This is a genomic window from Leptospira bourretii (genome assembly GCF_004770145.1).
Lineage (GTDB): Bacteria > Spirochaetota > Leptospiria > Leptospirales > Leptospiraceae > Leptospira_A > Leptospira_A bourretii.
In genome coordinates this window covers 611726-635410 of the sequence record NZ_RQFW01000005.1, presented here as the reverse complement: position 1 = coordinate 635410, position 23685 = coordinate 611726, and the positions used below count along the sequence as shown (strand labels likewise).

The following is a 23685-nucleotide window of genomic DNA, read 5'->3' as shown; positions in this document are numbered from 1 at the left end:
TTTAGATTGATTCTAACTGTACTATATTTATGAAAAAAATTATTCATTTCTTCGTCTATAAACCATTAGTTGCCAATTTGGTATTTATTTTCCTCTTCCTTGCGGGAATGATCTCTGTCCTTTCTATGAAACGAGAAGCATTCCCTCGCGTAAATTTTCGCCAGGTGCGAGTTCTTACTGTCTATCCTGGCGCAAGCCCAGTGGATGTGGAAAAAAAAGTAACCATTCCCATTGAAGAAAAGCTGCGTGAAGTAGAAGGTTTGGATTCTGTTCGTTCGATCTCTCGTAACTCCGAATCAGATATCAGTATCAAAATCGATTTAGAACATGCAAATCCAGATGGAGTTGTGAATGACATCAGGCGCGCAGTAGATCGTGTCACCAACTTACCAACACAGGTCAAAGATCGTCCCATCGTCACAGAACAAAAAAGTTCCAACTTCCCCGTGTTAGAGTTAGCCATTCATGGTGCTATGGATGAAATGGAACTTCAAGAAATGGGTCGATTCATCGAAGATGAAATGAGAAAAGTTTCTGGTGTTTCTCGTGTGGATGCATTTGGAAAACGAAAAGAAGAATGGCGCATTCGTGTTGATCCCGAATTAAAGAAAAGATATACACTTGGTTTTTCCGATATCATCAATGCAATTTCGAAACGTAATATCAGTGTTCCAGCTGGATCCTTTTTACGACCCATCACCCAAGACATCCGAGTGACCGGTGAAATTAACGAAATCAACGATATAAAAAATATTCCGGTTCGTTCCAATGAAACAGGAAATACAATTCTTTTATCACAAGTTGCAAATGTAAAAGATACTTATGAAAGACCGCGTGTGATCGCTGTTGTCAATGGAGAGCCAGCTTACGTTCTTCAGATCATTAAAAAAGATAGTGCTGATATCATTCGTACGGTGCAAGCTGTTCAAGAGCGAATTGATGAATTAAAAAAACAACTTCCTGCTAACATTCAGTTTACGGAATTGAATAATGAAGGAGCACGTGCCATCAAACGTTTGGATGTGGTGATTACCAATTCATTACAAGGTTTGTTTTTAGTTGTGGTGGTTCTCATTCTCTTTTTTAGTTTTAAAGATTCACTTCTCACAAGTCTTTCTTTGCCACTGACCTTATTTGCAACAACCATCGCATTCCCTATTTTTGATGTATCCTTCAACTTAGTGTCCATGCTTGGGATCATCATATCTTTGGGGATGCTTGTAGACAATAGTATCATTATTTCCGAAAATATTTACAAACATAGATCTAGAAAAATCGATTCGAGAGAAGCTGCGGTTCTTGGTGCGAGTGAATTATTTGTTCCTATCATTGGTTCTTATCTCACTACTGTTGCTGCATTTTTGCCAATGGCTTTTATGTCTGGAATTATGGGTAAATTCATTTGGCAAATTCCATTTATGGTAATTGTTGCTTTGACTTTATCCTTGTTTGAATCCTTTTTGTTACTTCCTGTTCGGTATGCTCAGTTCACTTCTCACGAAGTAAAAAAACGTTCGAAACATAGAGAAAAATTTCGTTCTGTTTTAGAAAACGGATTTGAGTCTTTAAAATCTGGATTTACAAATTTTATTACCAAGGTGGTAAATCGCCCTTTCCTAGCACTTGGATCCATACTCATAGTTTTTTTATCTTCCTGTGGACTTGTCGGACTCATGAACTTTAATTTATTTCCTAAGGAAGGAATTGATTATGTTATGGTTCGTGCAGAATTTCCTCCTGACTTTTCTGCTCAAGAAACCACCAAACAGTTGCAATATTTCCAACCAATTTTGAACAAAATTCCAAAAGAAGAAGTTCAAAGTATCATTTTAAAAATTGGAATCCAACAAACTGATCCAACCGATCCACTCACTCGGATTGGTGAACAATTGGGAATGGCACAGATCATTCTTGTCCCGGAAACAGAACGAAAACGAACGGCACAAGAAATCTTTGGTGAACTAGAACCTGATCTAAAAAAACTTCCAGGTGCCGTTTCAGTGATGGTGGATTTAGTAGTCAATGGTCCTCCTATTGGAGCTGCAGTCACGGTTGCGATTGAAGGTCGTGACTATAAAACTCTAAAACAAATTTCTACTGAGATGCAGGATTTTTTACGAAAACAAGAAGGTGTCATCAATATCAACGATGATTACAAACCTGGTAGAGAAGAAATCCAAATTCGAATGAAAGATACTGCTTCTGCCATTACCGGAATTGATACAGAAATTACTGCTTATTATGTTCGAACAGCGATGGAAGGTTTAGAAGCATCTAACTTACGGAAAGGAAAAGATGAAGTAAAAATTGTCATTCAGAACGATGATAAATTTCGGGATGGAATGGAAGATTTGGATTCCATTCAAATTTCGAATAAATTTGGTCTCCTAACACCCATTACTGCAGTAACTACGAAAACTACCGTTCAAGGGATCGAGGCTTTGTATCATAACGATTATGAAAAAGCGATTACTGTTCTTGCGGACGTAGATGAGACCAAAACAAGTTCAAACATTGTGAACAGTAAAATCGTGGATGAGTTTGGAAATATTGGTAAAAAGTATCCCGGTTATAAAATTAAGTTTAGAGGAGAACAAGAAGAAACTGCCAAATCGATGGTGTCCCTTCTTACTGCTGGTGTTCTTGCCTTTTTTGGAATTTTCGCCATCCTTGCGATCATCTTCAATAGCATTAAAAAACCAATTCTCATCTTACTTTCCATTCCATTAGGTTTTGTGGGAGTGGTGTTTGGATTCTTAATTTCAGGAAAGGCTTTAAGTTTTCTTGCGATGATTGGAATCATTGGTCTTGCAGGTGTGATTGTGAATGCATCCATTGTACTCGTTGATACGATTGAAGAATTCCAAGCGAGAGGAGAGGGGTTGTATAAATCTCTTATCACTGCTTCTTCTGAAAGATTTCGTCCGATTTTGGTGACAACACTCACCACGATGGCTGGAATGATTCCCACAGCGTATGCCATTGGTGGATCGGATCCTCTTCTTATACCAATGACACTCTCATTGGCCTGGGGACTTGGATTTGGAACTTTTGGATCCCTTATCTTTATCCCCGCCAGTTTTTCCGCTTATTACAAACTAAAAAAACGAAAATAAGAATTTGTTTTAATAATGATTTAGAACGTCTTCGGCAAAACCGAGGATGTTCTGAAGTTTTAGAGTTTTTCCGTCATCCAAAACTACCGTCCCATTAAACATTCCAAACACTTGGTGTTGGACAGTTTTGATGACTAAAAAATTCATATAAGAATTTCTATCTACAATCGGAGTAAAATCTAAATTCAAACGGTTGTTATTTGAAGTAAACTTCCAAGGTGCCATATAATTTTTGGTATCGATAATGAAATTCACTTCATCTAGTTTATGAATTTTTCCATCATAAAAAATAACATTTTCAGAAGCGGGAGTTCTATCGGTAAATCCATATCCTAAATTGAGACCAAATGGTTTTCCACCTATCCATGATGAGACGGAACTCCAATACCATCTATTTTTATAAGTCCAAACTCCGCGTCCCCAATCCAAAGCACCAAAATCTTTTTTAGAATCGAATTGATAACTAGTATTCCCTAGCTGCACTTGACCTGCTGCTGGCATACAATTGATTTTGGTATTATAGTAGAATGCTTTTCTATTTTCTTTCCAAGAGGTTGCAATATTCATCGAATCCATTTTTGGTTCTGTAAGTTCGATTTTTCCTTGGATCCCTTTGCCTCCATCAGGGGCTTCAAATGATTTTGATTCAAATTCTAAAATTCGTTTTCCGCTTTTGACTTCAAATCGAATTTTTAGTTTTTTATCCTCAAACTGAACGACTCCACTGTTATTCACTCTTGGAAATCCAGTTTTTCCTAAAGGCAAAACGGAAAGTGTATCAATTTGTTTGAATGTCCCTCGTTTGAAGTCTAAAAAACAAATTGCAAATAGTCCCGCATAACCTAAATCAGATGCCGTGATCGTAATTCCAAAATCCTTTGTGGGGGAAAGGATGGAATAATAATCCCATTCTTTAATTTTGAGTGCAGAGGCAGCGATACTTTCTCTGTTGTAAGTCCAAAAAGGTGACCTGGCCCAACCTTCTTCAGTCAGGGTTCCGTCGTTTTTGAGTAGAGGAATTTGTTTTTTAATCTCAGGCATGAACCGATTTAAAAGGATTTATAACTTTAGGCGAGAAGTTTTTGTTAGATTCGATAAGAGCGAATTGACAGGAATCGAATTCCTTTGCAGACTCGGTTTCGCTCACGCACCACAAACAAGGAAAAACGAACCATGAGTCAATCCATTCCAAAAGAACAAAATTATGATTATGACTTTATTATTGTAGGGTCTGGTTTTGGAGGTTCCGTTTCTGCTTACCGATTATCGCAAAAAGGTTATAAAGTTTTAGTGATTGAATCCGGTAAAAGATGGAAATCAACCGACTTTCCAAAAACAAATTGGAGCCTTCGTAAATACTTATGGATGCCAAAGTTAGGTTTTTATGGAATCCAAAGAATCAACTTACTCAATGATTTTTTACTAGTGAGTGGTGCCGGTGTCGGAGGGGGATCTTTAGTCTATGCATGTACATTATATGTTCCTTCTGCTAAAGTATTAAATTCTCCATTGTATTCCAAAATGGGTGGAGAAAAAAGTTTATTACCATATTATGATGTTGCCAAACATATGCTTGGTGTGACTGAGAACCCACAACTTTGGGAACCAGATCAACTTTTATTAGAAACTGCCAAAACCTTTGGTAAAGAAGATACATTTCGAAGGACACCTGTTGGAATTTATTTTGGTAACAAAAAAGATCCGAAAGATCCTTTTTTTGGGGGAGATGGTCCAGACCGAGATCCTTGTAATTTTTGTGGTGGTTGTATGGTGGGTTGTCGTCATAACGCAAAAAACACTCTCGATAAAAACTATTTATATTTAGCAGAGAAACTTGGAGCAGAAATCCTTCCTGAAACCAAAGTCACATCTCTTGTTCCTCTCAATGAAAAAGGAATTCCTGACCCAGAAGCCAGTGGTGAGTTTGGGTATGAATTAGAATCCAATAGTACAACAGGTTGGTTTGGTTATCCGAAAAGAAAATTTCGTTCGAAACAAGTTGTTCTTTCTGCTGGAGTGATGGGAACTGTCGGCCTTTTACTCAAAATGCAATTTGAAAACAAAATGATTCGTTTATCAGAAAAGTTAGGTGATACCGTTCGAACCAATAGTGAAACTGTTTTACCAGTAACTGTTCCTGCCAGTAAGAATGTGGATTATTCTCGTGGGATTGCCATTACATCCTCCGTTCATCCTGATGAAAATACTCATATTGAACCAGTTCGTTATTCTAAAGGATCGGATTTTTTTGCTCTCCTTGCCAGTGTGATGACGGATGGAGGTGGAAAGTTTCCAAGACCACTCAAATTCTTTTGGACAATGTTACGCCATCCCATCTATTTTTTGAAAGCTCACAATCCAGTTGGGTTTGCAAAAAATTCTATCATCTTACTTGTGATGCAAACTGTTGATAATAGCGTACGACTTGTACGGAAAAGACGAATCATTTGGCCTTTCCAAAGAACCATCACTTCGGCTCTGTCAACAGGTGAACCAACCCCAACTTATATTCCGATTGCCAATGCCTTCACAAGAAAACTGGCTGAGATTGTAGGTGGAATTCCACGCAGTTCCTTCAATGACACTCTCCTCAGCGCTCCTTTGACCGGTCATATTATGGGTGGTTGTATTGTTGCTGACTCAGCTGAACGTGGTGTGATTGATATGGAAAACAAAGTATTTGGGTATGAAAACCTTCGTGTCTGTGATGCCTCCATGCTTACGGTAAACTTAGGTGTGAATCCGAGTTTGACCATCACTGCTCTTTCTGAAAGAGCCATGAGTTTTGTTCCCACCAAAAATAAAACTGCTACCCAATTTTTATCTTTTGAAATCAAAAAAGGTTTTGATAAAATCCTTAGTTCCCATCCGAAAAAATCTGCAGTTAAAAAATCGACTTCTGTGAGGACACGTGTATCATAACCTAAATGAGTTTGATAGACGTAGCCAAATCAGGAAGTATTGAAGACTGGGATAAAGAGGTCAGTGCCGGAGCTGATCCGAATGAATTAGATTCTTATGGAACCAATGCTCTCTCCTGGATGTTAAAGATGGAGAGTGCAGAACTCTTTCGCCATGCCATACTTAAAGGAGCCGATCCTTTATCTCCTTATTCCATTCCAGGCAATGTTATCTTTGATGTGTTGAGCCAAAATAAAGAATCCTTTTTACAAATTTTAGTGGATACCGTTTCTGTTTGGAAAAACTCAAACCATCTTCTCACAAGGGATAAAAATGGAAATACCATCTTTCATTTGGCAGTCCTTGAGTCCGCTGAATCACTTTGGGAAGTTCTTGTAGATTCATTAACCGAAGAGATAGTTTCTCTACGAAATGAAGAAGGGAGATCGATTTTTTTAGAAGCAATTATAGAAGACCGTATGGAGATTGTCACAAGGCTTCTTTCAAAGTTTCCGGAAGTGATTCACCATAAGGACCGAGAAGGGAAAACTGCACTCCATTTGGTTGCAGAAAGAAACTTACATGAGTTATGTTCTTATCTCTTAGAAGAAGGAAATGTTTCATTAGAAGCAAGAGACGAATTGGGAAACACTGCTTTGTTTTTATCAGCTTCTGCTGACGCCGTTGAATGTTTGGCCGACATTCTTCATGTTGGTGCCAATCCTTTTGTTTGGGGAGAAAATGAGGAATCGATCACAAGATTACTCGACCGCGAAAAATTTGGTCATTCATTCAAAACATGGAAAGATTTTGTGATCCAAAAAGCAATCCTCGGAGCCGGGTATGTACGCCGAGAGGAAATGATCGAATTTCTTCGGAAAGAAAAACCTCTCAAACCAGAAGAATTAACCAAAGCAAAGTTAGTTGATTTAATCTAGTTATAGTTTTTTTGTCTTATTATATTTTATAGAGTGGATCGAATTACTTTTGTGGTGTGGAATCATCTCCTAAAAATTTTGGCCCATAGTTTCCTTCCCTGTCCGTATAAGACCTTTCCGATTTGGGACTTTCAAAAGTATAATGTTGTTCTATATTGGTTTTGAATGGAGCGTTCTCAGGAGATTCGCCGTATTGGTGTAACTCTCGAATCCTTAAATCAGATCTAGGATGTTTACCGAGTCTTCCTCGAAACTTGAAAAAGGATGATAACTTCGGATCTACTTTATGATGGCCGTCAGGATCTTTATCAGCTGTTTGATCCACCCAACCCGGTTCTTCCCAAGCAACTAATCTTTCGATTTTTTGTTTGATCATCTTCCGAGCATCGATGTAACGAGTGGGTTCAGGTAAGTTGTCAGATTCCGAATCTTCTTTCGTTTGGATCGATTTATCTTTGATCCCTGAACCAATTTTAACACTCGTTAAATCTTTTTCAGATAAATCTTTGGGAATGATGAGAATGGAGTTTTCTGGATCGAAACTTGGGAACACATCCCAAGGATCAGAAATATAATTAAAAAGTGCATTTCCTGCATGTAGTTTGACCGTATAACCACCATACGCTGATGTTGGGTTTCCACCATCTGAACCCATATTTCCTTTCGCCACATAAAGAATGGGGTGGTTTTTTAAAGAATTGATATTTCGAAAATCCGTATCAAGTAGGATATGATCATGTCCTGTGAGTAAAATCCGTTTTGGTTTTCCATCTCTTGAAACGAGTAGGGCATAAGATTCTAAATCGCCTTGGTGGATATTCCCGAACTTAGTCGGGCCTTCGTTCCAATCATACCAAATCCAATAAGAGATGACCATATCTCCATTCCCCACTTCATACCAATAGTTGCCATCGTCTCGAAATCCAGGGAGAGTCTCTTTTGTTGTTCCCGATACAGTCGTTTTGGCATAACGAACATGATAGTACAAATGAGTTTGTGTTTCTCTATCTCGTAGGTCAGGAAATTCTACATAGTTCCAAGTGGTTTGGCCGAGAGATTTGCGACGAATGTCTTTATTCGGAAGTGTGTATTCTTTCGGATGAAAGAAGTTTGCATACTTTTCTATGTTAGTTGGTAAATATTTTTTATCTTTGTGAAAAACAAGGATGGGTGCAAATTTTGAAGCCAACTCTTCTTGTTTGCGATTGGGGATCAGGTTTTCTTGGCTTACAAAAGTAAACTCATGAGTGATGTTCTGTTTTTTTAAAATTGAATCTGTATTTTGAATCCAAAAAGGATTGTGCCCAGGTGAATATTTTCCTTGGATTTTTTCGATTCCTTCTAAACGAATGGAAAGATGAGTCCATTGGTTTGGAATCACTTCTTGGAAAGTAATTTGGTCTATAGATGATTGAAGTGGTTTTGCAATTTTTTGTGTTTTAGTGGAAACCGGAGTATAACAATCTTTTGCTTTGCTATCAGGACAAAAATAAAATTGGAGAGTGTAAGAAATTCTTTCTCCTTTTAGTTCCTTTGGAATCGATTTGAGTTTGAATTGGAAACGAATGGGACTTGGATTTATATTTGTAATTTCCAGTTCTTTTCCATTGGAACTAGAACAGAAAGTAACACAAAGTAAAAATACAGCTAACGATATATAGGTGGCAGTTTTTTTAATAGGTTTCATTTGGTTTGTCGGGGCATAAAAAAACCCCTGAATCCAGGGGTTTTTCAAATCAAAAGGGCTAAGATTACTCAGCGTCTTTCTTTGCTTTTTTCTCTTTTTTGGCTTTCTTAGCTTTTTTAGCCTTTTTCTCGCCATTTTTATTATTCTTTTTCTCTTTTTTCTCACCGTCTTTGTTGTTCATTTTTTCTTTTTTAGGTTTAACGGTTTCGGAAGCTTCGTCAGCTTGCATAGTAGGTTCTTCGTCTGCTTCTGTTTGAGCAAAAACGCCGAAAGTACTGAAAGAGAAAATAGAGAGAATCACAAGAAATTTTTTCATTTTTTACCTCGTATGGAATGTGCACCAATTAGATACTATTTCGACGAATAGACAATCGTAAATTTTAGATTTTTTGTGAATTATTTGCCCACACAAAATTTACTAAAAATCCTACCAAGGATTTCTTCGTTTTCCACATGACCATTGACTTCACCAATTTCTTTGAGTGAGGAATTGATTTCCTGGATATAAATTTCAGCAGGTGTTTCTTCTTCCATCAATCGAATCGCTTCCGATAAATTAGATTCAATTTTTTGAATATGATATCTTTGCCTGTCTTCTAATAAAACTACATCTTCTGAATTATCTTTAGAGGTGATTTTTGTTTTTAAAAGTTCTAATAAATGAGGAATTCCAATTTTTGTTTTACAAGAGATTTCAGTAATTTCCAATTCAAACTCATTCTGTAATTCATCCAATTGGTTTCGGTTCCAATCTTTATGTTTTTCATCAATTTTATTGGCAACAAGGATAGAGCCATGAAGTCTTTCTTTATGTTTTGTTAAAAACGAACTTTTGTCGAATGGTACTGAGGTATCTATCAAAAGTAATTTTACGTTGGCACTATCGGCTTCTCGTTTGCTTCTTTCAATTCCCATTTGTTCAATGTTATCGGATGTCTCCCGGATTCCTGCAGTATCTACCAGTCGAATGGGAATTCCATCTAAACTCAATTCTTCCGCAATATAATCTCTGGTGGTACCGGGAATGTCCGAAATAATCGAACGATCTTTTCCAATCAGTAAGTTCATTAGACTCGACTTACCCGTGTTTGGCTCTCCAAATAAAACAACAGTGGATTGTAAAATTAATGTTTCTGCTCGTTCAGAATCTTTGATCAATTTAGAACAAAGATTTTTTAGAGAAACCATTCTATTTTTTCTTTCCTCTAAACTTTCGAAGGTTAAGTCTTCGGTTGAAAAATCAATTTCTGCTTCACATTCTGCTTTGAGTGAAATCAGATCACTTCTGATTTTCGAACTTAATTTTGTGATTTCACCAAATACGTTTTTTTGTGCTAATTCTAGTTCATACCGAGAACGTGCTTCGATGAGTCGCCCAATGGCTTCCGCTCCCGATAAATTGATTTTTCCATTTAAGTAAGCTCGTTTTGTAAACTCACCTTTCTGTGCGGGCCTTGCTCCTTTATCAAAAAGAATTTGTAGGGCACGTTTGAGTAAAATTGGATTTCCATGTAAATGAAACTCTGCCAAATCTTCACCAGTGTATGAGTTAGGTGATGGAAAATAAAAAAATACAATTTGGTCTAGTGGTTTTTGTGCGTCGACAAAATCACAAAAAATAGCACTGCGTTTTTGGTTTAAAATGAATTCTTCAGTGAGGGGAGATCCGTTTTTATGTAAAACGGCAAGGGCAATGGGCAATACGGCAGAGCCCGATACCCGAAGGATGCCAATCGCTCCGGGTCCTTGGGCAGTGGACAATGCCGCAATGGTATCAATCAAGATCTTCTTGATCTACTCCATCTGCAAAGTCTTCTACAGGAAGGCCTTTTTTAGATGGATCTTCCAAATCTTTGTATTTATGTTTTTCTTTTGCAGAGATGACACGAACTCGTTTAAAAGTTCCGTTTCCTTCCGATCTTGTGAATACTCTTTCGTCATCTTGGATTGCCATGTGCACAATTCTTCTTTCGAATGGATTCATTGGATCAAGTAGTTTGGATCTTCCAGATTTAATTACAGATGCAGCAACGGATTTTGCCAATCGAATGAGAGATAACTCGCGTTTGTCGCGATAAGATTCAATATCCAAAACGATTTTTCGGTTATGACGAATTTTTGGATCAACCATTAGGTTAAGAAGGAATTGAAGAGAATCTAAAGTGCCTCCTCTTTTACCGATGATGAGTCCAGATTCTTTACTAGTGAGTTCGACATAGATTTTTCCGTCTACATCACCCATTCCTACCACTTCAGCTGGAATTCCCATTTTTTTCAAAATGGTGATGATCACTCCATGAATGATTTTTTCGGATGGGATGTCGTTGTTAGCAACAAACGCGCGTACAACGGCTGGTTTTTTTTGTGTGATTCCTAAAAATCCGGATTTTCCGGAATCAACTACTTCGAATCGTAAATCGCCTGGTTGGAGACGAAGTGTTTCGAGAGAATATTCTTCTGCCTCACTTTTCGTTTTTCCTTCGGCTTCGAAAATGTAATTATTCATCTGTGATCTTCCTTGTTAAACAATGATTTCATTTTTTCTTTTTGTTTTGGTTTCTAAACCCAGGTCTTGCAACCGCAGAAGCTTTGTTTGCTGGTTCTGGCCCATTATTTGTTGGTTTTTTATCTTCTGATTTTCCGAACTTATTCGTATACACTTGTTGTGCGATGGATAGAATGTTTTGCATGGTCCAATACATTGTCACACCAGCAGGCATTGACCAGAAGAAATATAACATGATGACTGGCATCATGTACATCATCATCTTTTGGTTTGGATCTGTAGAGACAGTTGTCATTCTAGATTGAACTACTTGCGTTGCTACCATGATGAGTGGAAGGATATTGATCGCAAGGGCTCCAATAAACGCTAACTTTGGAGTTGTATAAACAGTATCAGGTTCACTTAAATCTTTGATCCATAAAAATGGAGAATTCCAAAGATCAACTGTATCGGAAAACGCAGTATACAATGCAATAAAGATAGGAATTTGGATGAGCATCGGAAGGCAACCCGCCATTGGATTGGTTCCGTTCTTTTTGTATAACTCTACAGTTTTTTCTTGTTTGAGTTTTGGATCATCCGCATACTTTTCATTGATGAGTTTGATTTGTGGAGATAACTCCTGCATCTTCTTCATCGATTCCGCTTGTTTTTTGTTCAGTGGATAGAATGCTAATTTAAAGAGGATAGCAAAAATGACGATTGCCCAACCGTAGTTAGGAATGACGAGATAGATCTTTTTTAAGATCCAAACAATTCCATTACGAAGAGGGGTTGTAATCCCTTGGTTAAAGGATTTGTCGAGAGATTCACTGAGGCCTGCAAATACGGAGTCTTTGTTGATTTTTGGATCAAGTTTGCTATCGCGGAAAGCAGTTCCGTCAAGTTCTCTGACACCGACATAAGCTGCATAATCTAAGTTTACTTCTTCACCTGGTCCAAGTTTCCAATTGTCATAAACTAAAAGAACACCTGTTTCGTTCCCTTTGCGGTTATCAAGGAGGACTCCAGCTGGTTTATCATCCAATGGGTCGATGACACCGATAAAATATCGGCTTCCCGTTCCTACAAAGTCTACTTTTTCGTTCGAACCTTTTTTGATTTCGTAACGAGTGTCTTTTCCATCATTGGAACCAAATAGGTTATCAAAAAAACCTTGTGTGCTGGTTCCATCTACGTGGTCTTTAAAACTTCCATCTAAGTAGTAATAACGAAAGTAGTGAGCGTTATCACGATCATTAAAGTCTTCTTTTTTCTTAAGTACTGGTCCAAGGGAACTAAAAGATCTAAAGTAAACATCAGATTTTGAAGGGGAAATATTGATGGTTTCTGAGGATCTGTTTTTAAGGGTTAAATGAAATTTGAAATAGTTTTCAGATGGGAAAAACTGAAATTTCTTTTGGATCGTATATTTTCCATCTAACGAAGGTGCTTCGAAGATGACAGTTTTTGTTTCAGCATTGTAATTTGAACTAAAGTTTACTAAGTTGTATGCAGAAAAAGGAATGGTGTCTTTGTCTTCAATGATGTTGAAGTCAAAACCTTGTCCTCTAGTGAGTTCTACTGCTTTTTCTTTTTTCCCATCAAATTCAATTTCGAATTTAGGATCTTTTGCAATCGCAAATTCAGAACCATCTGGCTCTTTATGATCTTTAATGTAGTATTCTGTGATTCTTCCACCTAAGCTAGAAAAATGAACTAAAAAAGAATCTGTCTTTAAAGAAAAGGTTTTTACGTCTTCTGGTTTTACTGGATTTAACTTTGTAGATTCAGTTGTTGGGTTTTTTATTTCAGATTTTGTGTCCGTTGCATTTCCGTTAGGTTTCTCTTTTTCAGAATCAATTTTTTTGGAAACTTCGTCCGCGGTTTTTGGTTTCGGAGGTTGTGGTGGAAAGAAGAAATAGTTAATCCCCATCCAAACTGCTAAGCTTAGGAATAAAGCGAGGAATAAACGACCTTGTCTGTTAGTGGAATCATTTTGCATAAGTTAACTCTTGTTAAAGGATTTCGGTAAAGGATCATGCCCACCTTCGTGATAAGGGTGACATTTTGAAATTCTAACTACACTAAGAACAAGCGCCTTATACCAAGGATAAGTTTCAAACGCTTGTTTGGCGTATTCAGAACAACTGGGGGTAAACCGGCAAGCCGGAGGCAATAGAGGGGACAGCAGTTTTTTGTAGAGAAAAATAAGAACCAAAAACAGCCGATTCATGGGAATTGTTTTAGAACCGAAAGGAACAAAACCTCTCGGTCTTCCTTGGATAACTTCGCAAATTCTTTCTGAACGAGTAGGGCACAATCGTATCCAACAGGTAACAAAGAAATATGTTTCCTAACCAGTTCTCGGAGAATTCGTTTGGAACGGTTGCGTTCAACGGCTGTTTTGTGAGTTTTATCGGGGCAAAATAAAAAACTGGCAAACGGAAGGCCGTTTTTTCGAACAAGCCATCGCATCGGTGGCCTGCCCATTTTACGATTCTGACGAAAGAGTTCCTGGATCCTGGTTTGGTCGCGAAGGGTCTCCGAAGGAAGCTCCTAAATTAGAACTTTCTCCCGATTTTTTCGTCGGAAACAGTCAATTTAGCACGGCCTTTTCTTCTTCTGTTGGCTATCACATTTCGTCCGCCTGGGGTAGCCATTCTGGCTCGGAATCCGTGAGTTCTCACGCGTTTAATTTTACTCGGTTGGAATGTACGTTTCATGAAACACCTAATTAATCTATATATGATCGCAAAAATATGAGGTCTTTTGAAAGGTTTTTGGTACCCCCATGGAAGTCAAGGTGAATTGGGAAAAATGATTGGACAGTGCCTTTCTTATGAGACATAAGGCAAAATTTGATTCGAGATCAGGACTATGTGAGATGCGGGTGAGTGACTTTCCTTTTCTACTTTCTATTGTTGGTCATCGGTTGAGTGTGTTTCAGGGAAGGACCAAAAAAGCGGGTGGTTTTTGTGTATGGGTCACTTTGGAAATTGAGTTACTTTTTCGCATTGTTAACTTTGGAAATTGAGTTACTTTTTTGCATCTTTTTCCTTGGAAACTTGGTTACCTTTTTGCCTATGAATTCCTTCCCAGTTTTCAACTAGCTCCCAACCAACTGTTTTAATGGTTTTCAGAATTCCAATGCCAGATGAAACAAGATCAAGATGGGAAATGGGAATCCGCTGGAAAAAGAAAGTCACTTTCCTTTTTGTCTCACGAACCAAATGATCTCAGTTTCTTTATTGATTGGTTCATTTTCGATTGTTGATTTATTTGCAGAGTCAAATAAGTTTCACAACCATCAGCACAATCAAAATAGCAAAAACCAGTCCTCCGGATTTCATTTCCCTCAAACTCTAAAACCATTCAATCAGATGGATTTTGTACGAGATTCAAATTTGGAATCCGCGTTAAGAGAATCGATACAACACTTAAAACGATTGCCTAAAGATAATAAATTTCGATTTGGGGAGAAAGAATTCACAAATGAAGAAATCCTTCGGTCATTTTCAAATCTTCAGTCCATCATTCACAATACACCCGATGATCAGATAAAAAGTGAAATCGAAAAAAATTTTCAATATATTGAGTTGAGACCTTCCACTGATTTACCAACGATTACTGGATATTATGAAGTACGAATTCGTGGAAAAAACAAACAAGAAGGAGAATTTCAATATCCTGCATTAACTCCTCCTATTTCAGACCCAAGTTTTCCAGAGAATCCTAAACACTTTCATCGGGATAAATGGAATCAAAAATCAATTTGGGAAAAATATTCGAAACCAATTGTTTTCTTAAGATTGACAGACTTACATTTAGCACAGTTGGAAGGGTCTGCCCTTGTTGAAATGGAAACCAATGAGAGATTTCGCATCAATTATGCTGAAGACAATGGGAAAGATTATATTAGTCCTTCTGTTCATCTACATGGTATTTGTCCAAGTCTTAAACCATATCATTTATCAAATTGTATCCAATCTAAACCTAAGGAAGTAACTGAAGCAATTTTAAAGAATCCTAGATATATATTCTTTCACAAAGAATCATTGTTAAATGGTGATATGAACCAATATCATCTGGGTCCAAAAGGTAGTGGTGGCATTCGATTGGTAGCTTACCGATCTGTGGCAATGGATATAAAGATTCCTTTAGGACTTCCTGTCCTTCTTTCTTTTCAATCAAACAAAGAATTGGTGAATAACCGTTTGGTTTTTGTTCATGATAGGGGAAATGCTATCACCGGTGTTGGTAGGTTGGATTATTATTTAGGGAGTGAAAATGGAGTAGAAGAGGAAGCAAACAATTTGTTAACAAAAGGAAAAGTAGTTTTGTTACTCCCAAGGAAAGAAAAAAAATAGATAAATGATGCTAATTTAAATAAGTTTAAATCAATTCGAGATTTCAATGTTTGCTGAAAGGTTCCTCAGATTTATATTTCGTTTTTGATTCCTTGGTAAAAAATGATAAAAAGAGTTTCAATTTCTTTGTTTGGGTCTATAGGATATTTGGGTGCTAATACAAATTTTGTAATTAAAAAACTAGCGGCCAAACTAAAAGAAGCCCTTACAATTTGATTCGGATCTAAATCCTTTCTGATTTCACCCATTTGTTGGAAATACTCGATGGCTTCTACGGAAGTATCATACAAATTTATTTTCCAAAGATTTCCAAAAATCTCGGAGAATTCTTTTGAGAAAAGTAGGGCACCGAGAAGTAGTTTTAGTTTTTGAGGTTCTTTTGCTACGGCAGTATATCTTGCCTTTAAAATAGTAACATACCATTCTTTGAAATTTGGTTTCAACGATTGTAATCTTTCTTTGAGGTCAGACATATGGCCGGGTAGAATCGTTGAAAGAAGTAAACCTGAAAGAACCCGTCTATATAAATCCATCTTCGAGGGAAAATATTTAAAGAGTGTACGTTCTGTTACACCGGCCCTTTTAGCTAATTCTGCAGTTGTAGCACCGGAAAATCCTAACTCAGCAAAAACATCCTCCGCAGCTTTTACTATGTCTTTTTCCTTTTCTGACTCGGGATTTTGGTAAGCATTAAATTCGTTTTGTAGTGACTTTAGGGTTAGTTTCATGAGTTTACCAGTCTCCGTTTTGTAACATTTTTTAATTGTAATAGAATTTTTCGATTGATTTTTTGTATAGTATTTACTTTACAATGAATTTATGCAAGTATAGTATTTGCTATACTTGAGGGGAATGTAATGAAAAAAGTTCAATTAGGGTTTTTGGCAAAGTTGGATATACCTTGGAACAGGAAGTCTGTGGAATCGGCAGAATCCGGAAGAGAAGTGCTTGCGGATGGACGGGTTAAATATTGGATTCGGCATGATACAATCAAAGGAGTTTTTCCAAAAATGTTGGTTTGGTGGTTCCAACATTTAGAAGGTGATATCGAATATGAAGGAAAGATCTATAATCGTTATCATGTTTGGCATCCCGAAGACCATGTTCATGTTAGTTATGAAAAAAGGAAACCAGATGGTAGTGTAGGGCCTGGTGCAGTTTTAAGAATTGTAGAATACCTTGGTAGGAAAAAGGATTATTTAGTGAATGTGGTCAGTCCCATTGAAAAATTAGATGAGGAAGGTTTTATTCATAATCCAAAACTATATGGATTTTTACCGATTGCAAGAATGGAATATAATTTTAAGGAAAGTGCCGAGGGAACTCGGTATGAAAATTGTTTGATTGTCGGATGGAAAGGATTTAGTTTTAAGTTGTTACGACCAATCTTTGAGTTTTTGTTTTTTGACAATCAACATGGTTTTTATTGGATAAAACATAACATTGAAGAGGTGGGTCAGTTCGAAAGTTTTTTACCAAATCTTTACAGGAAGGAAAATGAAAATTTACGGTGACAGACAATCAGGGAATAGTTATAAACTTTTACTCGTAACTTCCTTTCTAGAGATTCCATACGAATGGCAAGATATTGATATAAAAAAAGGAGAAACCAAAACAGATTCATTTCTAAAAATGAATCCGAATGGAAAAATTCCTATTTTAATTTTGGATGATGGCAGAATTTTATCAGAGTCCAATGCTATTTTAAATTTTTTGGCAGAAGGGAGTGATCTGATTCCTAAAGATCATTTTGAAAAAGCAAAGGTCTTACAATGGCAGTTTTTTGAACAATACAGTCATGAGCCTTATATTGCAGTAGCAAGATTTATTAGGCATTATTTGGGGATTCCCGAGGAGAGACGAGCAGAATACGAATCTAAACAAGAAGGTGGACATAAAGCTTTACGTGTTATGGAAACCCAGCTAACAAAGAATAAATTTTTAGTTGGTGATTATATAACTACAGCAGATATATCTTTGTTTGCTTACACACATGTGGCACATGAAGGAGGATTTGATTTATCATCATATCCAAAAGTTTTAGAATGGATCAAACGAATTGAATCATTGGATAGATTTAAACCAATGAATTCAATCTGAATGAAGTTTGCATTGTTCGGCGTCAGTTTCTAATTCAATGGTAGTATGGATGATTTCAAATTCTAATGCAACCTTTCTAATTTTTTCTTTAATCTTTTGAAATTCATTTAGTTTAACAGTTTTGTCTATCAGCACATGCAGGGAAGCAACATGGTGGTTTCCGTCTAAACTCCAAATTTTGATATCATGGATCGAATGAATTCCTTTGATTTTTTCCCAATGTTCAACTAGTTCATGACGATCAACTGATTCAGGCACTGCCTGTAACATAACGATCATAACCTGTTTGATATTACCATAGGCATTCCATAAAATCCATAATGCAATCGCCAGTGATAGTAATGGATCAAACCAAGGAACTGAGAAATACATCATGACAACACTACCGATAAGGACTGCAATCCATCCGAGTATATCTTCTAAAAAATGAAGAAAAACTGCTTTTTCGGTTAATGATTTGCCATGGTTGAGTCGTATCATCGCTGCTCCATTGACTATGACTCCAATGATAGCAAGTGCAAACATAATATCAGCTTTCGTTTCTTCGGGAGTGATGAATCTTTTGATAGATTCAATGATCATAAAGATAGAACCAACTGATAAAATAACTGAAATGATAAGTGCTCCAAGTATGGAAAATCGTTTATAACCATAGTCAAAATAATTGTCTTTTGGTTTTGTGGAAATTTTTTGTAAATACCAGACAAGGGCAAGAGACAATGCATCACCAAAGTCATGGAAAGCGTCAGAAATAATGGCAATGCTATTGGAAAAAATACCACCGATTAGTTCTAACAAAGAAAAACTTAAGTTAAGAACAAAGGCCCATGCCAAATTTTTTGTAGAAGTTGAGGTATGGTGGTGGCTATGATTGTGTGAGTGGTGGTCTTGTTTAGAATGATTATGACCTTGTCCCATAGAGGATAGAATTTCAGATTCGTTTTTTCTCTGCAACTAAAGAAAGAGAGGAAAAATAATTAGAAATTCCTTTTGTTTGTTCTCACCTAATCAAAAAGTATTTGAGGCCTTGAATAAAGGTAACCTTGGACTACATGGCAGGAAGTTTGTTTTAAACGATGAAGTTGTTCTTCGTTTTCAATCCCTTCTGCAATGGTTTTAAGCCCTAAAGAATCGGCTAAATGACAAATAGATTCCAAAAGTAAAAAGTTTCGATCGGAGTTTGCAATATCATCTAAAAATGATTTATCGATTTTTAATTCATCAAATTGAATTTTTTGCATATAATGAAGAGATGAATATCCTTTTCCAAAATCATCCAATGAAACTGAAATTCCATTGGATCTAAGTTCTGAAACAATTTTTTGGATGGTTTCAATTTCATCTAAAAAAACATCTTCTGTAATTTCAAATATGATGTTTTTTGGATTAATTTTATGGTTCGATAAATATTGAATAATGTAGTCGTTAAAATTAGGATATAAAAAGAAAATTGGAGAGATGTTGATTGATATTTGTATCTCATTTCCATACAGCTCCAGTAGTTTGGGAATATGGGAAATGGCTTTTTCAAAAATACATTTTCCGAACGGTACAATTAACTCTGATTTGGTGATAATTGGTATAAACTCTTCAGGAGAAATATTTCCGAATTCTGGCAAACTCCAACGTGCAAGTGCTTCCAAACCTACGGTTTGTTTAGAACCAATATCTACTTTTTCCTGGTATGCTATTTTGAAATTTTTTTGATTGATTGCTTTCTCTAAATAGTTTTTTAGTTTTTGTTCCCTTTCTATTTTAGATTCCATACCAGTTTGGAACCATACTAACTTTGTTAGGACACCTTCTCTCGCCACATTCATAGCGATGGAAAGTTTCCGGATCGCTTCATCCAAATGATTTGTATCCTGAGGATATTGAACCCCTGAAACTCGGTATTGAAGTCTATGTCCTAATTGATCTGGAGAAAGTAACTCATTATTATTGAAGTCAAATTTTACGATAGCTTCTTCGATTTTAGATTTTGTAGAATTTTCTATCCAAAATATAAATTCATCGCCACCTAAACTTGCAACAAGGACGTCGGGTCTTTCGTCTGTATATAATTTTAATACACATCCTGTTAAGGTTAAAATTTGGTCTCCAAAGCCAATGCCGTGTAGCGCGTTAATGACTTTTAAACCTTTTAGATTGATTAAAAGTAGAAAAGACTCTGATACTCCTGAACTGATTCTATTTTGGATTAATTTTTCAAACAAATATCGATTCGGGAGATGTGTTAGTGAATCATAAAATGCTAGTTTGTCGATGTGTTTTTGAGATTTTAATATTTTACTTCTTGATTCCTTAAGATAAACAATATTTTTTATGAGTTTTCCTCTCAATCTTTGGATTAAAAATCCAGTTAAAACAGAAAATAAAATTAAACTTACAGAATTAAAAATCCATTCTCTTGGATTATTATTTCTGAGTCCTAAGGATTCAGGAAACCGAACCCAGGAAAAATAAATTAATCCACCAAATAATGCTGGTAATAAAGATATGATGATTGAAGAAATTAAACTTATGATAGGTGGAAGGAAAACATAAAAAGAAACAATCATAAACGTTAATGATATTTCTGCGCTACCCAAAAGACCACTTCGAACATACGATAAGATAGAGATAAAAATGGTTGTAGAAATTAAACTTAAAACACGAATGATTAAAGGTACTTTGTTCTTTAATAAAAATTCTAAAAATAGAATGATCGCAAAACTAAAATCAACCGTAAAAAATAAATAATCTACTGCACCTTGTTGCGTAAAAAAAGGAACAATGTGTAAACCTGCAGCGATGAGAAACAAACCAGATGCGGCCAAAAGGAAACGACGAAGCAGCGGACTTGTATCCTTTTGAAATTTGGTCCAATAGACATATTTATTTTTATCTTTTAGCATATGATTCTCATTGGACGAATAAAACTGATTAGATGAATTCTTAAAAAAGCCTTTCCTTGGGGATTGGTCAAGAGGAAGTTATCCTCATTGTGACGAATCCTAACGATTTACCAGCCAAGTCACCCCAAGAATCCGCAGTAGAAACAAGGCATATTGTTCTACCCAATGATGCCAACCATTATGGAACTGCATTTGGTGGAGCCATTATGAGTTGGATCGATTTGATTGCTGCTATGTCTGCCCAAAGGCACTCTGGACATGAGGCAGTAACTGTTAGTATCGATCGGATTAATTTTATAACTCCAATTCAAATTGGAGATCATGTAAATTTAAAGGCAATGGTGAATTATGTTGGAACTACTTCAATGGAAGTGGGGGTTCAAGTAAACCGTGAAAATCCCTATACGGGAGAGATGGTTCGAGCAACAACCGCCTATTTATCGTTTGTTGCTTTGGATGAGAACAAAAAACCTTGTGCTGTTCCTCCCTTGCGTTTAGAAACAGATTTGGAAAAACGGCGTTTTGCTGAAGGAAAACTTCGAATTGAAATGGCAAAAGAGTTTTCTGCCAAAATTAAAGCTGGAAGAAAAACCATTTAACAAATAGTTTAATGGTTTTATTTTTTTAATTTATATACAACCCAAGTAGCTAAAAATGTTTCTAAGATGCTAAGTGGGATAGCGTATAAAAGAATTCCAATCGGTAGAACTGATAAGTTCCAAATTACTATCCACATCAATACAAATCCTATAAACCAACTAAAAATAAACGTTTGTTTGAATTTTAAATGGTTGGATAAATAGAAAATAGCAAACGCTAAACCAAGAGACCAAATTCCCCACACTGCGCCATTGATTGGCTCAGATGGAAATGTGATTCCTAATTGGTTGTAATGATTTAACCAAATTGATTTAAAAAGTATTTCGTTTCTAAAGAATTCCGACAAACTGATCACAATTGTAGCGGAAAATATGGGGAGAATTTTGTTTTTAAACATACAAAGAATTATTTATAGTTAGGTGATGATTTGGCAATTATTATTCATAATTATGATTCGAAAAATCTTTCGTATTCTGCGATTTGGGTTGTGCTTTCGACAGAAGGGACAAAATATTTTTCTCTGACTTTTTTGTAATCTGGATCTGCGAAAAAGCTGAGTTTCCTTTCTTTGTTTTTAAAATAGATTAAAAATACTCGATTGATTGGATTATTTGTTTCCGATTTTAATGTTTCTCCAATTTTGAAATCATATCGAAATCCCCCTTCGTATTTTTCTAAGAGTTCTTTCATTTCTGCTCTATACTGTGTATACAGTTCATCATCTTTTACTTGTAGACCAACGATAGTTTCCCAATGAGATTGATTTTCCATTTGACTATACCTTCCTTCGTTGTGAATGAATATAATACATTGTGAATATACTCACAAATAACAAAAATGGAATGCTGACTAAATTTAGATTAAGCCAGCCAATTTTATTTTCCAGGTAACCCGCGCTATATGTAGATAGAATTGCAAAAGAATATACAATTGTATCATTTGTAGCTTGGATCGAATTTTTTTCTGAAGGATGGTATTGTTCGACAAGTAAGTTGGTGCCACCAACATACATAAAATTCCAACCAATGCCAAGTAGTATGAGTGCCATTGCAAATGGTAAAAATTCTGTTCCTTGTAGAGCAGCAAAACTTTCAAGTCCCATCACAAAAATTCCTAAAAGTATCAGATACGGTGCTGTCATTTTTCGTACCAATTGTCCTGAGAAAAAAGAAGGAATGTACATTCCTAATACATGCCATTGAAGTACCAGAGTGGATGCATGCATTTCATGCCCATGGGATTTCATTGCCACTGGCACTGCGGACATCAGCATTGCCATCAGTCCAAAACTAAAAGCTGTTGCCAAAATCGAAACCCATAATCCTAAATTTTTTATATGATAAGAAAGTGGGCGAATCGTAAATCTTGGGGAAGGGTCATTAGATTGTGAAGGTATACTAGATAATTCTTTATTGGGTTTTGGTAAAAATAAAATAAAGAAAAATTGTAAACACAAACTGGAAATTAAAATTAAATAACATCCTAAATACAAAGAGTTTGGAAAAATTTCTTTCCCTTGGAGTCCAGCCAATGGACCAAGAAATGCTGCTGGAATACCTGCGATTAAAATCCAAGAAAGGGCACTGGATCTATCATGTGTTGGTACTGATTCCATTGCCACAAATCGTAAATACTGAACAAATGATTGATGAAAACCATATAACAAGTGTGATATGGAAAATAAGATAAAATTCTTCTCATACATGGAATAAGATGCAAGGATTGCACCAATGATACCGATCACTGTTCCAGTGAGTAAACCCACTTTGCTACCTTTCCATTTCATATACTTTGAGGCAGGAACCAACCCAAGAAGAGTTCCTAAAATCACAAATGAAATTGGAAGTGAAGCTGATTCTGGCGAGGGGGCAATGCTTTGTCCAGCAAGTGCAGAAACAGCCATAATCATGACGGTTCCAATTTGAAAAACAGTCTGTGTGATAGAAAAAATTCCCAGGATTTGCAGTTTATCTATAATTTTTTTCATAAAAGAGATATGGTTTAGACAGAAAGAATTTTTATTTTGTTGGTTAGATGCCTAACTTTCCAATGATTTCTTTCGCTTGGTTTACAAAATGTACTTCTTCTTCTTTTTGAAAGGGCACAAAGATGTTTTGTTGAAATCGAACAGAAAGATGGGCGTATTCAATACATCCTGCTACTGTCAATTCTGGCTTTGCTTTTCCTGCAAATACTTTGATATCTGAACCGTCAGGTACGACAAGAGATCTGGGTGGAATTTTTTTCCCTCCTCGAATCATACAACCGGCAGCAATTTGAGAGCCATCGCCAATTTCAGCATTATCCAGAACAATAGAACCAATACCAACAAGAACTCCTCTCCCAATTTTACAGCCGTGGATCATTACATTGTGACCAACTAATGTCCATTCGCCGATACTAATGGGGCTTGTGCTGTCAGTATGTAAAGTGGAATTATCTTGGATATTCACATAATTTCCTAATTTGATGGAGTTCATATCAGCACGCACCACAGCACCGGGCCATAAAGAAACGGAAGTTCCATATTCGATCATCCCAAAGGCAGTTGCAGATGGGTGGATGAATGGATTGGTAAAAACTGGAATTTC

General features: G+C 36.4%; 22 protein-coding genes and 1 pseudogene. 7 read left to right on the top strand and 16 right to left on the bottom strand.

The features are described from left to right. The first annotated feature begins 29 nt into the window (after positions 1–29). Entirely contained in the window at positions 30–3116 is a 3087-nt protein-coding gene (locus EHQ47_RS04595; protein WP_135749728.1) for an efflux RND transporter permease subunit, read from the top strand. 9 nt (positions 3117–3125) lie between these two features. Here the strand turns inward: EHQ47_RS04595 and EHQ47_RS04590 are convergent, their stop codons facing one another. After that, positions 3126–4157, bottom strand: a complete 1032-nt coding sequence (locus EHQ47_RS04590; RefSeq protein ID WP_135776640.1) for a DUF2804 domain-containing protein — start codon at positions 4155–4157, stop codon at positions 3126–3128. 132 nt (positions 4158–4289) lie between these two features. Between EHQ47_RS04590 and EHQ47_RS04585 the strand changes: the two genes are divergently transcribed. Beyond that, positions 4290–6038 carry a GMC oxidoreductase gene (locus tag EHQ47_RS04585; RefSeq protein WP_135749726.1) on the top strand — a complete coding sequence of 583 codons (1749 nt, stop codon included), beginning with the start codon at positions 4290–4292 and terminating at the stop codon, positions 6036–6038. A gap of 5 nt (positions 6039–6043) precedes the next feature. Beyond that, a complete protein-coding gene (locus tag EHQ47_RS04580; protein WP_135749725.1) occupies positions 6044–6955 on the top strand; it encodes an ankyrin repeat domain-containing protein in 912 nt (303 codons plus the stop codon). A 43-nt stretch (positions 6956–6998) separates the two neighbouring features. On the opposite strand, the gene EHQ47_RS04575 is transcribed toward EHQ47_RS04580, so the two are convergent. The 8 genes and pseudogenes from EHQ47_RS04575 to rpmH form a co-directional block, all read right to left on the bottom strand. After that, positions 6999–8642, bottom strand: a complete 1644-nt coding sequence (locus tag EHQ47_RS04575; protein ID WP_135776639.1) for a hypothetical protein — start codon at positions 8640–8642, stop codon at positions 6999–7001. A 64-nt stretch (positions 8643–8706) separates the two neighbouring features. Continuing rightward, entirely contained in the window at positions 8707–8958 is a 252-nt protein-coding gene (locus EHQ47_RS04570) for a hypothetical protein (RefSeq protein WP_100741666.1), read from the bottom strand. A gap of 80 nt (positions 8959–9038) precedes the next feature. After that, positions 9039–10424 (bottom strand): tRNA uridine-5-carboxymethylaminomethyl(34) synthesis GTPase MnmE, encoded by a 1386-nt coding sequence (gene mnmE / locus EHQ47_RS04565; protein ID WP_135749723.1) that lies wholly within the window; start codon positions 10422–10424, stop codon positions 9039–9041. Beyond that, entirely contained in the window at positions 10417–11148 is a 732-nt protein-coding gene (gene jag / locus EHQ47_RS04560; RefSeq protein WP_135572193.1) for an RNA-binding cell elongation regulator Jag/EloR, read from the bottom strand. The genes mnmE and jag overlap by 8 nt, the downstream gene beginning before the upstream one ends. 28 nt (positions 11149–11176) lie before the next feature. Then, on the bottom strand, positions 11177–13132 hold the full coding sequence (yidC, locus tag EHQ47_RS04555) for a membrane protein insertase YidC (RefSeq protein ID WP_208727384.1): 1956 nt from the start codon (positions 13130–13132) through the stop codon (positions 11177–11179). A 3-nt stretch (positions 13133–13135) separates the two neighbouring features. Beyond that, positions 13136–13363: a membrane protein insertion efficiency factor YidD gene (gene yidD / locus EHQ47_RS04550; RefSeq protein WP_135749722.1), complete on the bottom strand. Its 228-nt coding sequence runs from the start codon at positions 13361–13363 to the stop codon at positions 13136–13138. Next, a pseudogene (rnpA, locus tag EHQ47_RS04545) lies at positions 13360–13665 on the bottom strand (ribonuclease P protein component); the annotation flags it as partial. The gene yidD and the pseudogene rnpA, both read right to left, overlap by 4 nt. Positions 13666–13691: 26 nt before the next feature. Next, positions 13692–13853 (bottom strand): 50S ribosomal protein L34, encoded by a 162-nt coding sequence (rpmH, locus tag EHQ47_RS04540; protein ID WP_081431642.1) that lies wholly within the window; start codon positions 13851–13853, stop codon positions 13692–13694. A gap of 507 nt (positions 13854–14360) precedes the next feature. Between rpmH and EHQ47_RS04535 the strand changes: the two genes are divergently transcribed. After that, positions 14361–15497: an MltA domain-containing protein gene (locus tag EHQ47_RS04535; RefSeq protein WP_244290218.1), complete on the top strand. Its 1137-nt coding sequence runs from the start codon at positions 14361–14363 to the stop codon at positions 15495–15497. 71 nt (positions 15498–15568) lie between these two features. Here the strand turns inward: EHQ47_RS04535 and EHQ47_RS04530 are convergent, their stop codons facing one another. Then, positions 15569–16225, bottom strand: coding sequence for a TetR/AcrR family transcriptional regulator (locus tag EHQ47_RS04530; protein WP_135749721.1), 657 nt, complete (start codon positions 16223–16225; stop codon positions 15569–15571). A 129-nt stretch (positions 16226–16354) separates the two neighbouring features. On the opposite strand from EHQ47_RS04530, the gene EHQ47_RS04525 reads away from it, so the two are divergent. Beyond that, a complete protein-coding gene (locus tag EHQ47_RS04525; RefSeq protein WP_135776637.1) occupies positions 16355–17011 on the top strand; it encodes a DAPG hydrolase family protein in 657 nt (218 codons plus the stop codon). Then, positions 16995–17597 (top strand): glutathione S-transferase family protein, encoded by a 603-nt coding sequence (locus tag EHQ47_RS04520; RefSeq protein WP_135776636.1) that lies wholly within the window; start codon positions 16995–16997, stop codon positions 17595–17597. The genes EHQ47_RS04525 and EHQ47_RS04520 overlap by 17 nt, the downstream gene beginning before the upstream one ends. Here the strand turns inward: EHQ47_RS04520 and EHQ47_RS04515 are convergent. After that, positions 17589–18515 (bottom strand): cation diffusion facilitator family transporter, encoded by a 927-nt coding sequence (locus EHQ47_RS04515; RefSeq protein WP_135749718.1) that lies wholly within the window; start codon positions 18513–18515, stop codon positions 17589–17591. The two genes, EHQ47_RS04520 and EHQ47_RS04515, sit on opposite strands and share 9 nt — an antisense overlap. Before the next feature lie 86 nt (positions 18516–18601). Further along, positions 18602–20494, bottom strand: coding sequence for a putative bifunctional diguanylate cyclase/phosphodiesterase (locus EHQ47_RS04510; RefSeq protein ID WP_135749917.1), 1893 nt, complete (start codon positions 20492–20494; stop codon positions 18602–18604). Between the two features lie 89 nt (positions 20495–20583). Between EHQ47_RS04510 and EHQ47_RS04505 the strand changes: the two genes are divergently transcribed. Next, positions 20584–21093: an acyl-CoA thioesterase gene (locus tag EHQ47_RS04505; protein ID WP_135696199.1), complete on the top strand. Its 510-nt coding sequence runs from the start codon at positions 20584–20586 to the stop codon at positions 21091–21093. A 17-nt stretch (positions 21094–21110) separates the two neighbouring features. Here the strand turns inward: EHQ47_RS04505 and EHQ47_RS04500 are convergent, their stop codons facing one another. Genes EHQ47_RS04500 through EHQ47_RS04485 form a run of 4 tightly spaced genes read right to left on the bottom strand, consistent with a single transcriptional unit; the run spans position 21111 to position 23682 of the window. Further along, positions 21111–21491 (bottom strand): hypothetical protein, encoded by a 381-nt coding sequence (locus EHQ47_RS04500; protein WP_135749916.1) that lies wholly within the window; start codon positions 21489–21491, stop codon positions 21111–21113. A gap of 50 nt (positions 21492–21541) precedes the next feature. After that, positions 21542–21865 carry a DUF1330 domain-containing protein gene (locus EHQ47_RS04495; protein ID WP_135749915.1) on the bottom strand — a complete coding sequence of 108 codons (324 nt, stop codon included), beginning with the start codon at positions 21863–21865 and terminating at the stop codon, positions 21542–21544. Positions 21866–21869: 4 nt separating this feature from the next. After that, complete coding sequence (locus tag EHQ47_RS04490; RefSeq protein ID WP_135747088.1) at positions 21870–23081, bottom strand: MFS transporter; 1212 nt, start codon at positions 23079–23081, stop codon at positions 21870–21872. A gap of 43 nt (positions 23082–23124) precedes the next feature. Further along, positions 23125–23682, bottom strand: coding sequence for a gamma carbonic anhydrase family protein (locus tag EHQ47_RS04485; protein ID WP_414467770.1), 558 nt, complete (start codon positions 23680–23682; stop codon positions 23125–23127). Positions 23683–23685 lie beyond the last annotated feature (3 nt).

Excerpts from the sequence above, each read along its gene's own strand:
- EHQ47_RS04595 (WP_135749728.1), top strand. The coding sequence starts at position 30 with ATGAAAAAAATTATTCATTTCTTCGTCTATAAACCATTAGTTGCCAAT.
- EHQ47_RS04590 (WP_135776640.1), bottom strand. The coding sequence starts at position 4,157 with ATGCCTGAGATTAAAAAACAAATTCCTCTACTCAAAAACGACGGAACC.
- EHQ47_RS04585 (WP_135749726.1), top strand. The coding sequence starts at position 4,290 with ATGAGTCAATCCATTCCAAAAGAACAAAATTATGATTATGACTTTATT.
- EHQ47_RS04580 (WP_135749725.1), top strand. The coding sequence starts at position 6,044 with ATGAGTTTGATAGACGTAGCCAAATCAGGAAGTATTGAAGACTGGGAT.
- EHQ47_RS04575 (WP_135776639.1), bottom strand. The coding sequence starts at position 8,642 with ATGAAACCTATTAAAAAAACTGCCACCTATATATCGTTAGCTGTATTT.
- EHQ47_RS04570 (WP_100741666.1), bottom strand. The coding sequence starts at position 8,958 with ATGAAAAAATTTCTTGTGATTCTCTCTATTTTCTCTTTCAGTACTTTC.
- jag (WP_135572193.1), bottom strand. The coding sequence starts at position 11,148 with ATGAATAATTACATTTTCGAAGCCGAAGGAAAAACGAAAAGTGAGGCA.
- yidC (WP_208727384.1), bottom strand. The coding sequence starts at position 13,132 with ATGCAAAATGATTCCACTAACAGACAAGGTCGTTTATTCCTCGCTTTA.
- yidD (WP_135749722.1), bottom strand. The coding sequence starts at position 13,363 with ATGAATCGGCTGTTTTTGGTTCTTATTTTTCTCTACAAAAAACTGCTG.
- rpmH (WP_081431642.1), bottom strand. The coding sequence starts at position 13,853 with ATGAAACGTACATTCCAACCGAGTAAAATTAAACGCGTGAGAACTCAC.
- EHQ47_RS04535 (WP_244290218.1), top strand. The coding sequence starts at position 14,361 with ATGATCTCAGTTTCTTTATTGATTGGTTCATTTTCGATTGTTGATTTA.
- EHQ47_RS04530 (WP_135749721.1), bottom strand. The coding sequence starts at position 16,225 with ATGAAACTAACCCTAAAGTCACTACAAAACGAATTTAATGCTTACCAA.
- EHQ47_RS04525 (WP_135776637.1), top strand. The coding sequence starts at position 16,355 with ATGAAAAAAGTTCAATTAGGGTTTTTGGCAAAGTTGGATATACCTTGG.
- EHQ47_RS04520 (WP_135776636.1), top strand. The coding sequence starts at position 16,995 with ATGAAAATTTACGGTGACAGACAATCAGGGAATAGTTATAAACTTTTA.
- EHQ47_RS04515 (WP_135749718.1), bottom strand. The coding sequence starts at position 18,515 with ATGGGACAAGGTCATAATCATTCTAAACAAGACCACCACTCACACAAT.
- EHQ47_RS04510 (WP_135749917.1), bottom strand. The coding sequence starts at position 20,494 with ATGCTAAAAGATAAAAATAAATATGTCTATTGGACCAAATTTCAAAAG.
- EHQ47_RS04500 (WP_135749916.1), bottom strand. The coding sequence starts at position 21,491 with ATGTTTAAAAACAAAATTCTCCCCATATTTTCCGCTACAATTGTGATC.
- EHQ47_RS04495 (WP_135749915.1), bottom strand. The coding sequence starts at position 21,865 with ATGGAAAATCAATCTCATTGGGAAACTATCGTTGGTCTACAAGTAAAA.
- EHQ47_RS04490 (WP_135747088.1), bottom strand. The coding sequence starts at position 23,081 with ATGAAAAAAATTATAGATAAACTGCAAATCCTGGGAATTTTTTCTATC.